Raw genomic sequence first — 18,693 nt, forward strand, 5'->3', positions numbered from 1 at the left:
TCGGTGCGTGGCCGGGCCGTCAGCTGTCGGTCACTCGGCGTAGGCGTCGGTCGGCGGGCAGGAGCAGACCAGGTTGCGGTCGCCGTAGGCCTGGTCGATCCGGGCCACCGGCGGCCAGTACTTGTCGGGGTCGAAGCCGGTCGGGAAGGCGCCGAGCTCGCGGGGGTAGGCGCGCTCCCAGGCGTCGGTGAGCACCGCACCGGTGTGCGGTGCGTGCCGCAGCGGCGACGCCTCCGGGCTCCACTCCCCTGCGGCGACCCGGTCGATCTCGCCCTTGATCGCGATCATCGCCTCGCAGAACCGGTCGAGTTCGGCGAGGTCCTCGGACTCGGTGGGCTCCACCATCAGCGTGCCCGCCACCGGGAAGGACATCGTCGGGGCGTGGAAGCCGTAGTCGATGAGCCGCTTCGCCACGTCGTCGACGCTGATCCCGGTGGCCTTGGTGATCGGGCGCAGGTCGAGGATGCACTCGTGCGCGACCAGGCCGGAGTCGCCGCGGTAGAGCACCGGGAAGTGCTCGCCGAGCCGTGCCGCGACGTAGTTCGCCGACAGCACGGCGACCGCCGTCGCCCGGGTCAGACCGGCCGCGCCCATCATCTTGATGTAGGCCCACGAGATCGGCAGGATCCCCGCCGACCCGTACGGCGCCGCGCTGATCGCGCCCACGCCGTCGCGGCGGTCGGTCTCCGGGTGCAGCACGTGCGTCGGCAGGTACGGCGCCAGGTGCTCGCGCACCGCGACCGGCCCCACGCCGGGGCCACCGCCGCCGTGCGGGATGCAGAAGGTCTTGTGCAGGTTCAGGTGGGAGACGTCCCCGCCGAACCGGCCGGGGCGGGCGTAGCCGAGCAGCGCGTTGAAGTTCGCGCCGTCGATGTAGACCTGCCCCCCGTGCTCGTGGACCACGTCGCACAGCTCGGTGATCGTCTCCTCGTACACCCCGTGGGTGGAGGGGTAGGTGACCATGATCGCGGCCAGGTCGTCGGCGTGGGCGGCGCACTGCGTGCGCAGGTCGTCGAGGTCGACCGTGCCGTCCTCGGCGGACTTCACCACGACCACGCGCATCCCCGCCATCACCGCGGAGGCCGGGTTGGTGCCGTGGGCCGAGGACGGGATCAGGCAGACGTCGCGCTGCCCTTCGCCCCGCGCCACGTGGTAGGCACGGATGGCGAGCATCCCGGCGTACTCGCCCTGCGCGCCCGCGTTGGGCTGGATCGACACCCGGTCATAGCCGGTCACCCGGGCCAACCACTCCTCCAGCTCGCTGATCAGCGTCTGGTAGCCCGCCGCGGCATCGGCCGGGACGAACGGGTGCAGGTCGGCGAAGCCGGTGAGCGAGATCGGCTCCATCTCGGTGGTCGCGTTCAGCTTCATCGTGCAGGAGCCGAGCGGGATCATGCCGCGGTCCAGTGCGTAGTCCCGGCGGGCCAACCGCTTGACGTAGCGCAGCATCGACGTCTCGTTGTGGTGCGTGGTGAAGACCGGGTGCTCGAGGTAGCCCGTGGTCCGCGCCAGCTCACGCGGCAGCCCGGCGAGTGGCTCGGCGGATGCCGGGGTGACGCCGAAAGCGTCGTGCAGGGCCCGCAGGGTCGGCGCCCCCGCGGTCTCACCGAACGAGATCCCCACCGTGTCCGCATCGACCAGCCGCAGGTGCAGACCGGCGCGGCGCGCGGACGCGACCACCTCCCGGGCCCCTCCGGGCACCCGCACGCCGAGCGTGTCGAAGAAGGTGTCGCCGATCAGCTCCAGGCCGGCCGCCCGGAGCGACGCGGCGGCGCGGCCGGCGAGGGTGTGCACCTGCTCGGCGATCCGGCGCAGACCGTCGGGGCCGTGGTAGACGGCGTACATCCCCGCGGTGACCGCGAGCAGCACCTGGGCGGTGCAGATGTTGGAGGTGGCCTTGTCCCGGCGGATGTGCTGCTCACGGGTCTGCAGGGCCAGCCGGTACGCCGACCGCCCCTCGGCGTCCACCGAGACGCCGACCAGCCGCCCGGGCAGCTGACGCTCCAGGCCGGAGCGGACGCTCATGAAGCCGGCGTGCGGCCCGCCGTAGAAGAGCGGCACTCCGAAGCGCTGCGCGGAGCCGACGACCACGTCGGCGCCCATCGTGCCCGGCGCCTCGAGCAGGGTGAGGGCGAGCAGGTCGGCCGCCACGACGGCCAGACCGCCGCGCTCGTGCACCGCAGCGATCAGCGGGCGCGGGTCGGTCACCCGGCCGGAGGCGCCCGGGTACTGGACCAGGACGCCCGCCACGTCGCCGTCGGGCAGGCCGGTCGTCAGGTCCGCGACCTGGACGTCGATGCCCAGGCCGGCCGCGCGGGTGCGGACGACGTCGATGGTCTGCGGCAGCGCGTCCGCGTCCACCACGAAGCGGCCGCGCGCCTTGCGGTCGGCGCGGTAGGCCAGGGCCACCGCCTCGGCGGCGGCGGTCCCCTCGTCCAGCAGCGAGGACCCGGTGGTGGGCAGACCGGTGAGGTCGGAGACCATCGTCTGGAAGTTCAGCAGCGCCTCGAGGCGGCCCTGGGAGATCTCGGGCTGGTAGGGCGTGTACGCGGTGTACCAGCTGGGGTCCTCGAGCACGTTGCGGCGGATCACCGCCGGCGTGACCGTGGCGTGGTAGCCGAGACCGATCATCGGCTCGCCGGTCTCGTTCTCGGCGGCGAGCGCGCGCAACTCGGCCGCTGCGGTCTCCTCGTCGACGCCGATGTCGGCCAGCCCCAGGTCGAGCGGCGCGTCGCTGCGGATCGACTTCGGCACCGCGGCGTCCATCAGGGCGTCCAGATCGGTGAAGCCGAGACGGTCGAGCATCACCGCGACCTGGTCGGCGTCCGGCCCGAGGTGACGGGGGACGAAGGGAGACAGCGAGTCGTGCTCAGAGGTCACGGAGAGCTCCTGGGATCGAGGTGATCGAGCCCTCCCCCTCTGTCACCGCGCCGGTGCGACTTCAGAGTTGCCTGCTCCGCACGGTCCTGGCGCCTGAGAGGTTCCGGGGAGGAATTGCCCCTTCGGCGTCCGAACTCCGCTGAGAACGAACTCTCCCGCGCGGCATCAACGGCACGTCGAGACTAGCAGCCCGACGCGCCGTTCTCCGACGCCGTTCCGATCGAACGGTCAGCCGGCGGTGCGGGCGGCACGCCGTGCCGCGAGCTCGTCGCCGGCCACCGAGGTCGCGCCCGCGGCGTCCGAGGCGCGCTCGCTGGGCAGCGAGGACAGCGTGCCCTCGATCTCGCGCCAGACGCCGCCGATCGCGATGCCGAAGACACCCTGGCCGCCCTGGAGGAGGTCGATCACCTCGTCGTTGGAGGTGCACTCGTAGACCGACGCGCCGTCACTCATCAGGGTGACCTGGGTCAGGTCATCGGTGCCCCGCTCACGCAGGTGGCTGACCGCGCTGCGGACCTGCTGCAACGAGATGCCGGCGTCGAGCAGCCGCTTGATGACCTTCAGGATCAGGATGTCGCGGAAGCTGTACAGCCGCTGCGACCCGGAGCCCTTCGCCCCGCGGACACTGGGCTCGATCAGGCCGGTGCGGGCCCAGTAGTCGAGTTGGCGATAGGTGATGCCGGCCGCGTTGCACGCCGTCGGACCGCGGTAACCGAGGTCGCTGGGCAGCGGCGAGACGTCGTCGGTGAAGAGGAGACCCTGCTCCTCGGCGGCGGCCGACGCCGCACGCTCCTGGGCCGTCTCCGGCTGCTGCTCGTTCACTCGGTCCTCCGATAGGTCGAGGTGGGACAAGACTTGACGGTACGGCGCTGGCCGAGAGCCGGTCAAAGACGTCGCGGGCGTGTCGCGAAAACTCTCACCCTCGACATGAGCGTTAGTGCATCAGGTGGACTCGAAGTCCTCCGGGGAGACGTGGTCGAGGAACTCGCGGAACCGCTCGACCTCGTCCTCCTCCTCGGCCGGGACCGAGAGCCCCGCCTCGTCGAGGACCGACTCCGCGCAGTAGATCGTGGTGCCGGTGCGCAGGGCCAGGGCGATCGAGTCGGACGGACGTGCGCTGACCTCGGCGCCCGAGGCGAAGATCAGCGTCGCGTAGAACACCCCGTCGTTGACGTCGGTGATCCGCACCTCGGTCAGCGGGTTGTCCGTGGCGGCCAGGATGTCCTTCATCAGGTCGTGGGTCAGCGGCCGCGGCGGCACCACGCCCTGTTGCGCGAAGGCGATCGCCGTCGCCTCCACGGCGCCGATCCAGATCGGCAGGTAGCGCTCTCCGGCGATCTCGCGCAGGAGCACGATCGGCTGGTTGGAGGGCATCTCCACCCGGACTCCCATGACGTCGACCTCGCGCATGCCCCCAGCCTACTCAGCACGACGCGGGTCGCCAGCGACTCGGGGCACCGGCCTGCCGGATGTCGCGCTCAGAGCCGTCGCAGGCCGGCCTTGACGAGCGTGGCGTGCAGCCGCACCGAGAGTGCGGCGATCTCGCTCGCGGCCTCGTCGGCGCGGGCGCGTGCGGCGCCGTCGTGGCCGCGGCGGATCGGGGCCACCATCTGGTCGACGAGGCCGACCTCGCGGTCCGCGGCCGCCTTGAACGCGCGCAGGTGACGCGGCTCGAGCCCGAACTCGGCGAGATCGCGGGCCGTGCGCACCACCGCGAGCGCGTCGGTGTCGAAGTGTCCCGTGGCGCTGCCGGCGACCAGTCCGAACGCCTCGAGCTCGGCGAGGAGCCCGTCGTCCACCTCGGCGATCTTGAGCAGCTCCTTGCGGGAGAGCCGGACGTCGTCGGTGCGCCGGAAGGACCCGGGGGCGGGCAGGCCGTCCTCGCTCATCGCGACCTTCGGCACCGTCGGCACGACCGGCTCGATCGGCGGCGGCTCCAGCCCGCGATCGATCGCGTCGAGGTGCTCACCGATGACCTTCAGCGGCAGGTAGTGGTCGCGCTGCATCCGCAGCACGTAGCGGAGGCGGTCGACGTCGTCGGCGGCGAACTTGCGGTAGCCCGACGGCGTGCGCTCGGGCTTGATCAGCCCCTGCTCCTCGAGGAACCGGATCTTGGAGATCGTGACCCGGGGGAAGTCCTCGCGCAGCCGTTCCAGGACCTGTCCGATGTTGAACAGCTCGCGCGGCCTGCTGGGCCGGTCGACCGGGTCCGGACGGGCCGGGACCATCGCGTCAGGCGCTCTCGTGCCCGGTGAAGAAGACCAGACGGTACTTGCCGATCTGGACCTCGTCGCCGTCGCTGAGGGAGACCTTCTCGATCCGGTCCCGGTTGACGTAGGTGCCGTTCAGGCTGCCCGCGTCCTCGACCGTGAAGTCGTTGCCGTCCCTCCGGAAGACCGCATGGCGGCGGGAGACGGTGACGTCGTCGAGGAAGATCGCGCTCTCCGGGTGCCGACCTGCGCTCACCTCGGACTGGTCCAGCAGGAACCGGCTTCCCGCGCCGGGCCCCTTCTGGACCACCATCAGCGCGTGGCCCTGCGGCAGCGCGTCGACGGCCGCGGCGTCGACCGCGCTGAGCTGGCGGTCGGAGGTCTCGACCTTGTCGCTGCCGCCGAACTGGATGGTGGCCGTGGTCTCGCCGAGCGGCGTGCCGGCCTCACCCCCGGGCGTGGGCTCCGCGGTCACCAGCCGGGTGCCGCACTGGGAGCAGAACCGGGCGTCGTCGGGGTTCTGCCGTCCACAGTTGGTGCAGAACGGCATCAGGTCTCCTCGGGCGGTTGGAGGTGGCGGGGTCGGGTCGGGCCGGGCTTCGGCGCAACCCTCACCCTGTCAGTGAGGTGAATGGTTCGAACCTACACCGGGTCAGGAGTCGAGCTGGGCCTGATACCCGACGGAGTCCAACAATTCGGCGACCGCGCCCGGATCGCTGGGGACGACCTCGAAGAGCCACCCCTCGCCGTACGGGTCGGTGTTGACCAGCTCGGGCGTCGCGTCCAGGGCGTCGTTGCTGGCGACGACCTCACCGGCGACCGGTGCGTAGATGTCGCTCACCGACTTCGTCGACTCCAGCTCACCGCAGGCCGCGCCGGCGGAGATGGTCGTGCCCACCTCGGGCAGCGAGACGTAGACGATGTCGCCCAGCGCGTCCTGGGCGAAGTCGGTGATGCCGACCCGCACCGAACCGGCGGCGGTGCCCGGCTCGCGCACCCACTCGTGGTCGGCGGTGTACTTCAGGTCCTCGGGATTCACCGATCGTTCTCCTTGCTGGGCTGGCGGGTCGGCTGGTGGTGGAGCGGCAGCGAGGCTACTCGCCCGGGGCGGGTTCGGCGAACCCTCCGCTGTTGGGCTCGCGGACGGTCTCGATGTCGAGGGAGGCGAGCTCGTCGACCTCGAGGGTCGCACCGTCCTCCTCGAGCTGCTTCTTGGGGCCCAGCGGGAACTCCAGGGCGCTGGAGAGACCGTCCGGGTCGCCGATCACGTCGATCACGTACGGCGGCTCGATCAGCTCGCCGTCGACCAGGAACCCGCCGGTGGTCTGGGCGAAGGAGGTCTGCGCGACGATGCGGACCACGCCGTTGATCTGCATCGCCTCGGCGCCGAAGGTGCGCAGCTCCTGGATCGTGTCGAGCAGCGAGGAGAGGCGCACGGTGCCCTCCTCCTCGGTGATCGTGATCCGGATGCCCGGTCCGGTGACCGGCACGGTCCCGGCCAGCACGGCGAGGTCGGCGGCCTCCTGGTTGGCCTCCTCCAGGGCGGTCCGGCGCCGGGTGGTGTCGTCCTGCAGGTCCTCGCGGACCCCCTCGAGCCGGTCGATGTCCTGCTCGGCCCGCTCCCGCGCGCCGGACAGCGCGCCGAGCACGTCGATCAGGTCCTGCTGGCGCAGTCCGCTGTAGTTGTCCTCCTGCCCGGCGACCCGCACCTGGGTCACGGCCGCGAAACCCAGCACCGCCAGCAGCACCGCGACCACGACCTGACGCCGGGACGGGCTGCGCAGGGCACGGCCGATCCGAGCGCTGGTGCTGCCCTCGGCGGGCTGCTGGGTGGGTTCGGACGGCTCGGTCGGCGGCTCGGTCGGCGGCTCGGCAGGTCCGCGACCTGCCTCCGACCCTGCAGCGGGAGGATCTCCGGGCGGGCGCGACGGGTGCTCAGGCATGGAACACGTGCCTCCGGATGGCGGCGACGTTGGTGAAGATCCGGATGCCGAGCACCACGATGACGCCGGTCGACAGCTGCCCGCCGACGCCGAGCCGGTCGCCCAGGTAGACGATGCCGGCCGCGATCACCACGTTGGAGAGGAAGGAGACCACGAAGACCTTGTCGTCGAAGATCCCGTCGAGGTAGGCGCGCAGCCCGCCGAAGACCGCGTCGAGGGCGGCCACCACGGCGATCGGCAGGTAGGGCTCGAGCCCGATCGGGACATCGGGTTGGAAGACGAGACCCAGCGCAATGCCGAGCACGAGTCCGAGCACCGCGATCATGATCCGCCTCCCCGGTCGGGTTCAACGATGGTTGCGTCCTCGGCGTACCGAAGGTTCAGAAGCCGGTCCGGTGCTGCAGGCAACCGCATTTCGGCCACGTTGTCGATCTCGTAGGTGTAGCCGTACTGCGCCACCAGGGTGAGGAAGTCCTGGCCCGGGTCCGACTCCACGAAGTCCGCCGCCATCCGGTCGACGTCGCCGATCGCCTGGACGTTGTACGGCGGGGCGATGCCGATGCTGTTGACCTCGATCGGGGTGCCGGAGTTGCGGATGCCCGACCGCGCCGTCAGGCGCTGGCCGTTGATCGACACCGCCTCGGCGCCGACCGCCCACAGCCCGTCGACGAGCATCGCGAGGTCGGAGTCGCGCAGCACGTTGTCCGGGTCGATGAACTCCGGGTTGTTGACCACCACCCGGATCCCCGGACCGGTGACCGGCGCGAAGCCGGTGTCGGCGGCCAGCCGGATCCGGCGACTCTCCGCGCTGGAGACCTCGCCGCCCAGCGCGATCAGCGCCTCGTCCGCCGTGGCGTTCTCCGAGCGGAGGTCCTCGACCCGGGCCTGCAGCTGCTGGACCCCGACGCGGCGCGACTCGATCCGGTCGATCAGCCGCGCCCGGCTGGCGTCCGCGTCGTCGGCGTTGCGGGTGGTCTGCACCGCCGCCACGGTCACCAGCAGCGCGAACGCACCGACCACCGCCACCACGGCCCAGCGGCTGCGCCGGCGGTCCGGCGGGTCGCCGGCGCGCTTGTCCGCCACGACCTGGTAGTCGCGATCGAGCGACTCCTGGGTGATCAGCGTCAGCAAGGGGGTGCGGGCCCGGTCGGTGACCTCAGCCATCGCGCCCCCGGTCCGCGGAGCGACGCGGGCCAGTGGTCACCATCAGGGTGCGCACCTGCCAGGCGTAGAGGATGCCGGCCCACCAGTACAGACCGATGCCCCAGGCGGCGAAGGCCCACCCGAAGACCAGCGCGAGCGTGGCCACCACGCCGTCACCGTCGCCGAGCAGCAGCAGGGGGAAGGCGTAGAGCAGGTTGAACGTGGCTGCCTTGCCGAGGAAGTGGACCGGGAGCGCGCTGTAGCCGCGGGTGCGCAGTAGCGGCACCAGGCCCCACATCAGCAGGTCGCGCAGCGGCAGGCACAGCGCCACCGCCCACGGGATCACCTCGCGCAGCGCCAGCCCGACCACCACCGCCAGGATGTAGAGGCGGTCGGCGACCGGGTCGAGGAGCTCGCCGAGCACCGTCTGCTGGTTGAACCGTCGCGCCAACCAGCCGTCCAGGTAGTCGGTGAAACCCGAGAAGGCGAGGACGGCCAGGGCCCACCCGTCCTCCTCGGGCCCGAGCACGAGCCACAGGAAGACCGGCACCAGGAGGAGCCGGAGGATGCTGAGCAGGTTCGGCAGCGTCCACACACGCCGGGACGCGGCGGGAGTGGGGTCGCTGCTCGCCGAGCTCGTCACGGTGGTCACCCTAGTCAGCCCCCGTCACGACCTGATCATCGGAATGAGCCGCGTCGCGGATCTCTCCGACCAGTTCCTCGATGACGTCCTCCAGCGCGGCCACCCCGACGGTGGTCCCGGTCGGGTCCACCACGCGGGCCATGTGCGCGCCGCGCCGTTGGAGGACCTCGAGGGCGTCGTGCAGGGCGCTGCCCGGGGACACGTTGGCGAACGGCCGGAACCAGCGATCGGCGACCGGCCGGAGCCGGCGTACCTCGTCGGGCTCGAGGACGTCCTTGATGTGCAGGTAGCCGAGGAGCTCGGCGCCGTCGGTGTCGTCGACGACCGGGAAGCGGCTGAACCCGGTGGCGGCGCACAGCGCCTCGACGTCGGCCGCGGACGAGCCGCGTCGCACGGTGGCCAGGCTGTCGACGGGCATCATCACCGAGGCCACCGTCTTCTCGGTGAAGCCGAGAGCGCCAGCCAGGCGGTCGTACTCGTGCTCCGCGATCATCCCCTCGCCCCGGGACTCCTCGACGAGCGCGGCGACCTCCTCTCGGGTGAAGCTGCTGCTGACCTCGTCCTTCGGCTCGACGCGCAGCAGCCGCAGGATCCCGTTGGCCATCGCGTTGATGGTCACGATCACGGGGCGCAGCACGGCGACCAGGCCCAGCAGGATCGGGCCGAGGATCAGCGCCGAGCGCTCGGGTCCGGCGAGGGCGATGTTCTTCGGGACCATCTCCCCCAGCACCACGTGCAGGGAGACCACGATCGTCAGCGCGATCGCGAAGGCGATCGGGTGCACGGCGCCCTCGGGGAGCCCCAGTGCCTCGATGCCGGGCTCGATCAGGTGCGCGACGGCGGGCTCGCCGACCGCACCCAGTCCGAGCGAGCAGATGGTGATGCCGAGCTGGGCGCCGGCCATCATCTCCGAGACGTTCTCCATCGCGCGCAGCGTGGTCCGGGCCAGGCGCGAGCCCTCCTGGGCACGCGGCTCGATCTGGCTGCGCCGGGCCGAGATCAGCGCGAACTCCGCGCCCACGAAGAAGGCGTTCAGGGCGAGCAGCACGACCGCCAGGCCCACCGCGAAGAGGTCGCTCATCGCTCCACCTCCGTCTGCTCCGGTGTCTCCACCCGCAGCGAGAGCCGGTCGATGCGCAGGCCGTCCATGTGGTCGACGGTGAGGTGGGCGCGGCGCAGCACCGGCTCCCCGTCCTCGTCGTGGTCGGTCAGCTCCACCTCGGCGACCTCGCCCGCGGTCGGGATCCGTCCGAGCACCTCGAGCACCAGACCCGCGACGGTGTCGTAGTTCTCCCCCTCGGGCAGGGCGATCTCGGTCAGGTCCTCGACCTCGTCCGGCCGGAGCAGTCCGGACAGCGACCAGGAGCCGTCGCGCCGCAGTCGGCCGCGCTGACCGAGGCGGTCGTGCTCGTCGGAGATGTCACCGACGATCTCCTCGATCACGTCCTCCAGCGTGACGATGCCGGCGTGGTCGCCGTACTCGTCGAGGACGATGGCCATCTGGAAGCCGTCGGCCCGCAGCAGCGCCAGGAGCGGGTCCAGCCGAAGGCTGTCGGGGACCACGATCGGCTTGGCCATCAGGTGCTTCACCTTGACCGTGGCCCGCTCGTGCAGCTGCAGTGCGACCGCGTTCTTGACGTGCACGGTGCCCACCACCGACTCGTCGTCGTCGAGGACCGGGAACCGGGAGTTGCCGCTCTCCCGGGCCAGTGCGATCACCGCGCTGGCCCGGTCCTGCTCGCTCAGGGTCCGGGTGCGCACCCGCGGCGTCATGATCTCCCCGGCGGTACGGGTGCCGAACTCGACCGAGCGCTCCATCAGCTCGGCGGTGTCGGCGTCGAGGGTGCCCACGTCCGCCGAGCGCTGGATCAGCGACGCCAGCTCGGCCGAGCTCCGTGCCGAGCGCAGCTCCTCCTGGGGCTCGACGCCGAGCCGCCGCACGATCGCGTTGGCGCTGCCGTTGAGCACCCGGATCGGGACGGCGCAGGCGGCCGTGAACAGGCGCATCGGGCGTTGGGTCGCTCGCGCCGTCGCCATCGGCAGCGCGATCGCGACGTTCTTCGGGACGAGCTCGCCGATCAGCATGGTGCCGATGGTGCTCAGCACCAGCCCGAGCGCGATCGCCACCGGGCTGACCGCACCCGGGGAGAGTCCGAGGTCGACCAGCAGCGGTCGGAGCAGTTCGGCGATCGCCGGCTCGGCCAGGAAGCCGATCCCGAGGTTCGTCACGGTGATGCCGACCTGGGCGCCCGAGAGCTGGGTGGAGAGCGAGCGCAGCGCGCGCTGCAGTCCGACCGCGGACCCGTCGCCGCCCGCCGCGGCCCGGTCGACCTGGCCGCGGTCGACGGTGACGAACGCGAACTCGGCGGCCACGAAGAGCCCGCAGGCGAGCACGAGGAGGATGGCGATTCCCAGCAGAAGCCAGGGTGTCATCGAGCGGTGGTCCTTCGACGGGCGAGTACGGCGGTCACACTGTACCGGCCGGACACGCACGAACAGGCGCGCCGGTGCCGAATCCGCGCCGAACCACGGATCCGCCCGCTACGCTGTGGCATCGCCGTCTCCACTGCTCCGCAGCGGGTGGTGACCAATCTCGGGACCGGGCAAGGAGGCGGGCGGATGCCGGACGTTCCGGATGACCGCTTCGGTGGTGGTGCCGGCTCCGCGGACCCCACGGCGGACACCCCCGCACAGCTGCGTGCCGTGATCGAGGCAACGCCGGACGCCCTCGTCGTCATCGACGGCGACGGCCGGGTCCGCCTGGTCAACCGCGAGGCGGAGCGTCTCTTCGGCCACCCGCGCGCCCGGCTGCTCACCATGTCGGCCAACGACCTGCTCCCCGAGCGGCTGCGCCTACCGGCCGGGCGGCGTTGGCGGGCGAACCCGACGCGACGCCGGCTCGGCGAGGCGGACGGCCTCGCCGCCCTGCGCAGCGACGGCGCCGAGGTGCCGATCGAGATCGCGGTGAGCGAGCTCGAGCTCGACGGCGACGCGGACGGCGGCGGCGAGCTGGTGCTGGCCGCGGTCCGGGACCTGACCTCACGGATCGCCGCGCGCACCCGTGCCGAGTCCGAGCTGCGGCGCTCGATGCTCGACTCGATCCCGTTCAGCGTGCTGGCCACCGATCGTGACGGCCTGATCGTCGCCGCCAACCCCGGAGCCGAGGCGCTGCTCGGGCGGGCCGCCGCCACTCTGGTGGGCCGGTCGATCACCGAGGTGCACGACCCAGCCGGCGCCGATGCGGCCGACGCCTCGGCGCTGCTCGCGGCCCGGGCCGGCTGCGAGCGGGAGACCGGCTACGTCCGCGCCGACGGAGCCGTGGTCCCGGTCAGCGAAGGGGTCAGCGAGCTGCGGAACCAGGACGGGTCGCTGCGCGGCTACCTGGCCGTCGCGCACGACATCACCGCCCGGCTGCAGGCGCAGGCCGCGGTGCACCGGATGACCACGCACGACCCGATGACCAACCTGCCGAACCGGACGCTGCTGGAGCAGTACCTCGCCCAGTCGGTCGCCGAGGCGGTGGCCAACGGCCGCACCGGCGTGGTGCTGCTGCTCGACCTCGACCACTTCAAGAACGTCAACGACTCGCTGGGCCACCACGTCGGCGACCTGGTCCTCGCCGAGGTCGCCGAGCGCCTTCGCCGCTGGGCCGACGACGAGGACCTGGTGGCCCGCTTCGGGGGCGACGAGTTCGTGATCGTGATCAACGACGCCCGCGTCATGCCGTCGGTCGAGAGCAACCTGTTCGACCAGCTCACGATGGCGATGACCGTGCACGGACACGACCTGGCCACCAGTGTCAGCATCGGCGGGGCGCTGTTCCCCCGGCACGGCACGGACGCCGCCGAGCTGATCCAGCACGCCGACACGGCGATGTACGCCGCGAAGAGCGCCGGCCGCAACCAGCTCCAGTGGTTCGAGCACGGCATGCGCGTCCAGACCAACGAGCGGATGTCGCTGGCCTCGGCGCTGCGCCAGGCGCTGCGCGAGGAGGAGCTCTCCGTCGCCTACCAACCGCAGGTCGAGCTGGACACCGGCGTGACCATCGGGTTCGAGGCACTGGCCCGCTGGGAGAGCCGGACCCTGGGCACGGTGGGGCCGGAGCGCTTCATCCCGGTCGCCGAGGACACCGGGATGATCGTCGACCTCGGTGCCTGGGTGCTGGAGCGCGCGTGCGAGGACATCGCACGGATCCAGGCCGAGCTCGGCCGTCCCCTCCGGCTCGGGGTGAACGTGTCGCCGCGGCAGTTCCGCTCGCGGGGATGGGTGGACACCGTGCTCTCCACCCTGGAGCGGACCGGCCTGCAGCCCTCGCAACTGGAGCTCGAGATCACCGAGGGGGTGCTGATGGACGAGCGGTGGCAGGTGATCGACACGCTCCGCGCGCTGCGCGACCGCGGGGTGAGCATCGCCATCGACGACTTCGGTCTCGGCTACTCCAGCCTCGCCTACCTGACCCGGTTCCCCATCGACAAGCTGAAGATCGACCGGGCGTTCGTCCGTGAGCTGGAACCGGACGAGGGCAGGGCTCCGATCATCGACGCGATCGTGGTGATGGCGCACGCACTCGGGATGCGGGTGGTGGCCGAGGGCGTGGAGAAGCCCGAGCAGGCGACGTACCTGCGCAACCGAGGGTGCGACGAGGCCCAGGGCTTCCTCTACAGCGCAGCGGTGGAGCCGCAGCACGCGCTGCGCGCCGCCGGCGGTGCCTGACCCGCCCCTCGGGATACGACCGGCGGGCTGTCCGTGACGCGGCCAGCCGGAAAGTGCTCAGCCGGAGAGCGCGGCCTGCGTCGCGGCACTCTCCTGCGCATCGCGGTCGAGGTCGGCGACACCGTGCAGGCGTCGTACGACGCGGGCGGGCACGCCGGCCACCACGCTGTCGTCCGGGATCTCGCCCCGCACGACGGCGCCCGCGCCGACGACGACCCGCCGCCCGACGCGGGCGCCCGGCAGGATGATCGCGCCGTGGCCGATCCAGCTGCCGTCGCCGATGCTGACCGCGCGGTGCTCGCCGAACTGGCGGCCGATCGGCACCGCGGGGTCCGAGACACCGTGGGAGGCGTCGGAGATGAAGACGTCCTTGCCGAACCAGACGTCGTCACCGATCTCGATGCTCTCGTGTGCCGTGATGCAGGCGCGGGCGCCGATCACGCACCGGTCGCCGATCACCAGCCCGCGAGCCGGCAGTCCGCGCTGGCCGGGGCCGTAGCCCACCGAGAGCGTGCAGTAGCGGCCGATCAGCGTCTCCTCCCCGACATGCATCGCCGAGGTGCCGAAGAGGCCCTCGACCGGGAAGCCGAGGCAGCTTCCCCGTCCGAAGGACGCGAAACCGTCGGCGACGTCCGTGCCCGGGGCGATGTCGCCGTAGTGCTCCATCCGGCGCCAGGCGCCGTGGATCGCGCGATTGAGAACACGTTTCAGTGACACCACGGCGTGAGGCTACCGGGTGCCTCGATAGGTTCGGAGGTGCCGGACCAGGAGGTGGGAGCTGTGGGGCGGGTGACCGATCGTCGCCGGGTGCTGCGCGTGCGCGGGACGCGCACGGGCCGGCTCAGCGACACGCTCGTGGTGGAGGAGCCGATGGAGCTCCGGGTGAACGGCGAGCCGCTGACCGTCACCATGCGCACCCCGGGCAGCGACTTCGACCTGGCCGCTGGGTTCCTGGTCGGGGAGGGCGTCGTCGGGCAGACCGGCGACATCACCGAGATCCGCTACTGCGACGGCGTCGACGCGGACGGACGCAACACCTACAACGTGGTCGACGTGACGCTCGCCGATCACATCCCCTCCCCCGCCGACCGCACCCGCCGGGTCACCACCACCTCCGCCTGCGGCGTGTGCGGACGGACCAGCCTCGACGCCGTCCACCTCGCGGTCCGCCACCCGGTCGCCGAGGACCCCGCGATCCTCGACCTGGACGTCCTGCGCTCCCTTCCCGACCGGCTGCGGACCCAGCAGAAGGTCTTCGACCGCACCGGCGGACTGCACGCGGCCGGACTCTTCACCCCGCACGGCGAGCCGATCACGGTCCAGGAGGACGTGGGGCGCCACAACGCCGTGGACAAGGTCGTCGGAGACGCCCTCCGTGACGGTCGACTGCCGCTGACCGGCACCGTGCTGACCGTCAGCGGCCGGGCGTCGTTCGAGCTGGTCCAGAAAGCGCTGCTGGCCGGCATCCCGGTGCTCGTCGCCGTCTCCGCGCCCTCCACCCTGGCCGTCGACCTGGCCGAGGCGCACGGACTCACACTGGCCGGCTTCGTGCGCGGCGACTCGCTCAACGTCTACACCCGGCCCGACCGGATCGCGGGCTTGGCGTGACCATCCGCGCTGACCACGGCAGGGCCTGCCGACGGCGTGGGAGGGTGAGCCGGTGATCTCCTGGTTGGGCCAACCCACGCACCGGAGCTGGCTGGACGCCGAGTTCCGTCGCCTGGTCGGGTTCGGCCGCGACGTGCTCCACCCGGTGGGCGGCGCGTGCCACCTCGACGATCACGGCCGGCCGTCGCCCGAGCGCGGGGTGCACACCTGGATCACCGCCCGGATGCTGCACGTGCACGGCCTCGCCGCCGCGGCCGGCCTGCCCGGCTCGGGCGGCCGGGCCCGGGCGCTGCTCGCCGGCCTCGAGGGGCCGCTGCGCGATGCGGCGCGCGGCGGGTGGCACCACCACCTCGGCGCCGACGGCATCCCCGACGTGGCTCCGCGGTCCTGCTACGACCACGCGTTCGTCCTGCTCGGGCTCTCCACCGCGGTGACGGCCGAGGTGGAGGGCGCGGACCGCCTGCTCGACGAGGCCACCGACGTCTTCGAGCGACGCTTCTGGGACGAGACCGCCGGTCGTTGCGTCGACGAGTGGAGCGCGGACTGGTCCGAGCCGGCGCCGTACCGCGGACTGAACGCGAACATGCACGCCGTCGAGGCGATGCTCGCGGTCTCCGACGTCACCGGCGAGCGGGTGTGGCTCGACCGGGCGAGTCGGATCTGCGAGCTGGTCGTCGGCCTGGGCCGTGACCACGGCGGACGGCTGCCCGAGCACTTCGACGAGCACTGGACGCCCGACCTGGAGTACAACCGGGAGCGGCCCGACGACCCGTTCAAGCCCTACGGTGCCACCGTCGGTCACGGGCTGGAGTGGGCACGGCTGCTGCTCCACGTCGAGGCCTCGGCCGGGGTGGAGCGTCCCGACCTGCTCACCACGGCGCAGACACTCTTCGACCGTGCCGTCCAGGACGGGTGGGCACCCGACGGCCGGCCCGGTTTCGCGTACACGACCGACTGGGAGGGTCGACCGGTGGTCACCGCCCGGATGCACTGGGTCGCGGCCGAGGCGGTCGCGGCCGCCGCGGCGCTCCACCGCCGCACCGGCGAGGAGCGCTACCTTACCGCCTACCGAACCTGGTGGGACCACATCGACGACTGCTTCATCGACCGCGCCGCCGGCTCCTGGTGGCACCAGCTCGACGAGGACCTGCGCCCCGCCACCGGCGTGTGGTCGGGGAAGCCGGACCTCTACCACGCGGTCCAGGCCACCCTGCTCCCCCGACTCGGGCCGGCACCGTCCCTGGCCCGCGCCGTGGCCGAAGGAGGACTGCGATGACCGGGACCACCGAGCCGGACGTGCTGGTCGTCGGCGAGGCGCTGATCGACGTCGTCGAGCGGCCGGGGCGGCCCACCGCGCGGATGCCGGGCGGCAGCCCCGCCAACGTGGCCCTGGCGCTGGGCCGTCTGGGGCGTCGTACCCGATTGGCGACGGTGCTCGGCCGGGACGACGACGCGGAGCTGCTGCGCGGATGGCTCGCGGAGAGCGACGTCGCCGTCGAGGCGACGCCCGCCTCCACCGGGAGGACCAGCACCGCCCGGGCGGTGCTGAACGACTCGGGGTCCGCGACCTACGACTTCGACCTCGCCTGGGAGCCGGTGCAGGTGCGGCCCGGTCCGATCGGCGTGCTCCACATCGGGTCCATCGCCAGTGTGCTCGCGCCGGGCGCGGACGCCGTCCGGGACCTGGTACGACGGGCGCGGGACGGCGCCCTGGTCAGCTTCGACCCCAACGCCCGGCCGTCGATCACCCCGGACCGCGACGCGGTCCTGAGCCGCGTCCTCGAGCTGGTCGCGCTCTCCGACGTGGTGAAGGTGAGCGAGGAGGACCTGGCCTGGTACGACCCCGCACGGGTCCGCGCGAGGTGGCCGCCGCGTGGGCTCGCCTCGGGCCGGCGCTCGTCGTGGTGACCCACGGCGCCGACGGGGCCACCCTGGCCCGCGCGGACGGCACCTCGCTGGCGGTCGCGGGTGCGCGGGTGGAGGTCGCCGACACCATCGCCGCCGGCGACACGTTCACCGCCGGGCTGCTGGACGCGTTGATCCAGCGCGGCGCACACGGAGCCTCGGCCCCTGCCGTGATCGCCGATCTGGCCGACGACGCGCTCGCCGCGGCCGCACGCCACGCAGTCACCGCGGCCGGCATCGCCGTCTCCCGGCCGGGGGCCGACCCGCCGTGGCGCCCGGAGCTGACCGAGGCGCTACTGCGCGCCGCCGGCGGCTAGCGGCCGCTCCAGAGCGTCGGCCACGGAGGCCCCGAGGGAGATCCGCCGCTGCAGCACCTCGGGCGTCGGCTCGCCCTCGCCGACGAGGACGACACGGTCACCGAGACAGGCGACCCAGCAGCCGGCGGCCGCGAGCGGCCCGGCGAGACCCGCGATCCAGCCCATCGTCGGAGGGTCGAGGTCGACACCCCAGGCGATCAGGCCCTCCCCGACGTGCCCGGTGCCCCAGAACTGCTCGGGCAGCAGCAGGCGGGGACGCCGGGTCGCGCTGAGCGGCGCCGCACAGAACCGTGGGGCCCCCGCCCCGGCCGCGAGCGGAACGGTGAGGTCGTGCACCCGCCAGGCGGTGCTGAACCCCGCGACATGCCGGACCCGACCGCGCCAGCTCGTCGCGGTGAACGCTCGCGGCACGTCCCCGGTCACCACGGTGTCGCAGGAGACCACGCGGCTCCCCCGCGCCTGGAGCTCCGGGTCCCGGACCCTCCCCTCGCACGCGCCATCGCCAGCAACCTCCCAGCCGTGGCCGCTCGCCCGGGCCACGAGGTCCTCGCGGATACCCGCGGCGGCCGCGTCGGTCAGGCCGACCAGCACGCCGGCACGCTTGAACGGCCGCGCCCGGCGTCGTACGACGAGCACCGCGACCACCGCCAGCAGCACGGCCACCAGCACCAGCTTCAGCACCAGGCTCATCCTCGGACCGACCCCCGCTCAGGCGTGCCGGCCGGTGAGGACATCGAGCACCAGTCGACACCAGCGAATGTTCTCCTCCTCGAAGGAGATGCCGCGCGCCAGCGCGAGGAAGGGACCGACCCGGTGCGCCGAGGCCAGGTAGGTCGCCTCGTCGGCGCCGCCCAACAGGTGTTGGCGGGAGCGGAGGTAGTGGGCCAGCTTGGCGGTCGACGAGGCCAGCTTGGCCTCCACCGACGAGCGCACCGCGTCCTCGTCCCCGAACTCGAGCACGTCGACCTGCACCAGCAGCTCGTCCCGGATCGCGGTCGGGCGCGGCTCCCGCGCGGTGAAGTCGCGGAGCTCGTCGCGCCCGGCCCCGGTCAGCGAGAAGATCCGCTTGTTGGGTCGCTTCTGCTGCTCGACCACCTCGGCGTGGACCAGGCCGGCGGCCTCCATCCGATCCAGCTCCCGGTAGAGCTGCTGGGGCGTTGCGCTCCAGAAGTTCGCCACCGTCACGTCGAAGGTCTTGGCCAGGTCGTAGCCCGATGAGGCGTCGGTGGCCAGTGCGGCCAGGATCGCGTGCTGCAACGCCATGGTCCGAGCCTAGTGACACCGGCCCGGCGGCGGTCTCTCGGCGGCGCCGGTTTGGAGCGGCGAGATAG

At 72.4% G+C, this 18,693-nt stretch carries 20 protein-coding genes and 1 riboswitch; of the genes, 5 read left to right on the forward strand and 15 right to left on the reverse strand.

Annotated elements, in window-relative coordinates:
• Positions 1-30: 30 nt before the first annotated feature.
• The 12 genes from gcvP to FIV43_RS05640 all read right to left on the reverse strand — a co-directional run bounded on the left by gcvP (position 31) and on the right by FIV43_RS05640 (position 11,252).
• Positions 31-2,805: an aminomethyl-transferring glycine dehydrogenase gene (gene gcvP, locus FIV43_RS05585; protein WP_231123931.1), complete on the reverse strand. Its 2,775-nt coding sequence runs from the start codon at positions 2,803-2,805 to the stop codon at positions 31-33.
• Between the two features lie 146 nt (positions 2,806-2,951).
• Positions 2,952-3,048, reverse strand: a riboswitch (glycine riboswitch).
• Between the two features lie 60 nt (positions 3,049-3,108).
• Positions 3,109-3,702 (reverse strand): MerR family transcriptional regulator, encoded by a 594-nt coding sequence (locus FIV43_RS05590; protein WP_141013338.1) that lies wholly within the window; start codon positions 3,700-3,702, stop codon positions 3,109-3,111.
• A 120-nt stretch (positions 3,703-3,822) separates the two neighbouring features.
• Complete coding sequence (locus FIV43_RS05595) at positions 3,823-4,290, reverse strand: bifunctional nuclease family protein (protein WP_141013339.1); 468 nt, start codon at positions 4,288-4,290, stop codon at positions 3,823-3,825.
• 68 nt (positions 4,291-4,358) lie between these two features.
• Positions 4,359-5,108 carry a transcriptional regulator FtsR gene (gene ftsR / locus FIV43_RS05600; RefSeq protein ID WP_141013340.1) on the reverse strand — a complete coding sequence of 250 codons (750 nt, stop codon included), beginning with the start codon at positions 5,106-5,108 and terminating at the stop codon, positions 4,359-4,361.
• A gap of 4 nt (positions 5,109-5,112) precedes the next feature.
• Positions 5,113-5,640 (reverse strand): FHA domain-containing protein, encoded by a 528-nt coding sequence (locus FIV43_RS05605; protein WP_141013341.1) that lies wholly within the window; start codon positions 5,638-5,640, stop codon positions 5,113-5,115.
• Positions 5,641-5,742: 102 nt separating this feature from the next.
• Positions 5,743-6,129, reverse strand: coding sequence for a glycine cleavage system protein GcvH (gcvH, locus tag FIV43_RS05610; RefSeq protein ID WP_141013342.1), 387 nt, complete (start codon positions 6,127-6,129; stop codon positions 5,743-5,745).
• 55 nt (positions 6,130-6,184) lie between these two features.
• Positions 6,185-7,033 carry a DUF881 domain-containing protein gene (locus FIV43_RS05615; RefSeq protein WP_141013343.1) on the reverse strand — a complete coding sequence of 283 codons (849 nt, stop codon included), beginning with the start codon at positions 7,031-7,033 and terminating at the stop codon, positions 6,185-6,187.
• Complete coding sequence (locus FIV43_RS05620; protein WP_141013344.1) at positions 7,026-7,358, reverse strand: small basic family protein; 333 nt, start codon at positions 7,356-7,358, stop codon at positions 7,026-7,028. The genes FIV43_RS05615 and FIV43_RS05620 overlap by 8 nt, the downstream gene beginning before the upstream one ends.
• Positions 7,355-8,197, reverse strand: a complete 843-nt coding sequence (locus FIV43_RS05625) for a DUF881 domain-containing protein (RefSeq protein WP_141013345.1) — start codon at positions 8,195-8,197, stop codon at positions 7,355-7,357. The genes FIV43_RS05620 and FIV43_RS05625 overlap by 4 nt, the downstream gene beginning before the upstream one ends.
• Positions 8,190-8,837 carry a CDP-alcohol phosphatidyltransferase family protein gene (locus FIV43_RS05630; protein ID WP_407938884.1) on the reverse strand — a complete coding sequence of 216 codons (648 nt, stop codon included), beginning with the start codon at positions 8,835-8,837 and terminating at the stop codon, positions 8,190-8,192. Before FIV43_RS05630 ends, FIV43_RS05625 begins: the two co-directional genes overlap by 8 nt.
• Entirely contained in the window at positions 8,830-9,900 is a 1,071-nt protein-coding gene (locus tag FIV43_RS05635; protein WP_141013347.1) for a hemolysin family protein, read from the reverse strand. The genes FIV43_RS05630 and FIV43_RS05635 overlap by 8 nt, the downstream gene beginning before the upstream one ends.
• The gene (locus FIV43_RS05640; RefSeq protein ID WP_141013348.1) at positions 9,897-11,252 is read right to left on the reverse strand and encodes a hemolysin family protein; all 1,356 of its coding nucleotides are present in this window, start codon (positions 11,250-11,252) and stop codon (positions 9,897-9,899) included. The genes FIV43_RS05635 and FIV43_RS05640 overlap by 4 nt, the downstream gene beginning before the upstream one ends.
• A 186-nt stretch (positions 11,253-11,438) precedes the next feature.
• Here FIV43_RS05640 and FIV43_RS05645 point away from each other — a divergent pair, with 186 nt between their 5' ends.
• Complete coding sequence (locus tag FIV43_RS05645; protein ID WP_141013349.1) at positions 11,439-13,532, forward strand: putative bifunctional diguanylate cyclase/phosphodiesterase; 2,094 nt, start codon at positions 11,439-11,441, stop codon at positions 13,530-13,532.
• 57 nt (positions 13,533-13,589) lie between these two features.
• On the opposite strand, the gene FIV43_RS05650 is transcribed toward FIV43_RS05645, so the two are convergent.
• Positions 13,590-14,252 (reverse strand): acyltransferase, encoded by a 663-nt coding sequence (locus FIV43_RS05650; RefSeq protein ID WP_231123749.1) that lies wholly within the window; start codon positions 14,250-14,252, stop codon positions 13,590-13,592.
• A 36-nt stretch (positions 14,253-14,288) separates the two neighbouring features.
• Between FIV43_RS05650 and fdhD the strand changes: the two genes are divergently transcribed.
• From fdhD to FIV43_RS23100, 4 genes are read left to right on the forward strand one after another with little or no spacing between them, the layout of a single operon-like run.
• Positions 14,289-15,140, forward strand: a complete 852-nt coding sequence (fdhD, locus tag FIV43_RS05655) for a formate dehydrogenase accessory sulfurtransferase FdhD (RefSeq protein WP_231123750.1) — start codon at positions 14,289-14,291, stop codon at positions 15,138-15,140.
• A gap of 52 nt (positions 15,141-15,192) precedes the next feature.
• Positions 15,193-16,416, forward strand: coding sequence for an AGE family epimerase/isomerase (locus FIV43_RS05660; RefSeq protein WP_196780988.1), 1,224 nt, complete (start codon positions 15,193-15,195; stop codon positions 16,414-16,416).
• Entirely contained in the window at positions 16,413-17,048 is a 636-nt protein-coding gene (locus FIV43_RS05665) for a PfkB family carbohydrate kinase (RefSeq protein WP_141013350.1), read from the forward strand. Before FIV43_RS05660 ends, FIV43_RS05665 begins: the two co-directional genes overlap by 4 nt.
• Entirely contained in the window at positions 17,045-17,362 is a 318-nt protein-coding gene (locus tag FIV43_RS23100; RefSeq protein WP_181407693.1) for a PfkB family carbohydrate kinase, read from the forward strand. The genes FIV43_RS05665 and FIV43_RS23100 overlap by 4 nt, the downstream gene beginning before the upstream one ends.
• On the opposite strand, the gene FIV43_RS05675 is transcribed toward FIV43_RS23100, so the two are convergent.
• Both FIV43_RS05675 and FIV43_RS05680 read right to left on the reverse strand, forming a co-directional pair.
• Entirely contained in the window at positions 17,339-18,043 is a 705-nt protein-coding gene (locus FIV43_RS05675) for a hypothetical protein (RefSeq protein ID WP_141013351.1), read from the reverse strand. The genes FIV43_RS23100 and FIV43_RS05675 overlap by 24 nt on opposite strands.
• A 27-nt stretch (positions 18,044-18,070) precedes the next feature.
• On the reverse strand, positions 18,071-18,625 hold the full coding sequence (locus tag FIV43_RS05680; protein ID WP_141013352.1) for a PadR family transcriptional regulator: 555 nt from the start codon (positions 18,623-18,625) through the stop codon (positions 18,071-18,073).
• Positions 18,626-18,693: the final 68 nt, after the last annotated feature.

This window comes from Nocardioides sambongensis (genome assembly GCF_006494815.1).
GTDB classification, from domain to species: domain Bacteria; phylum Actinomycetota; class Actinomycetes; order Propionibacteriales; family Nocardioidaceae; genus Nocardioides; species Nocardioides sambongensis.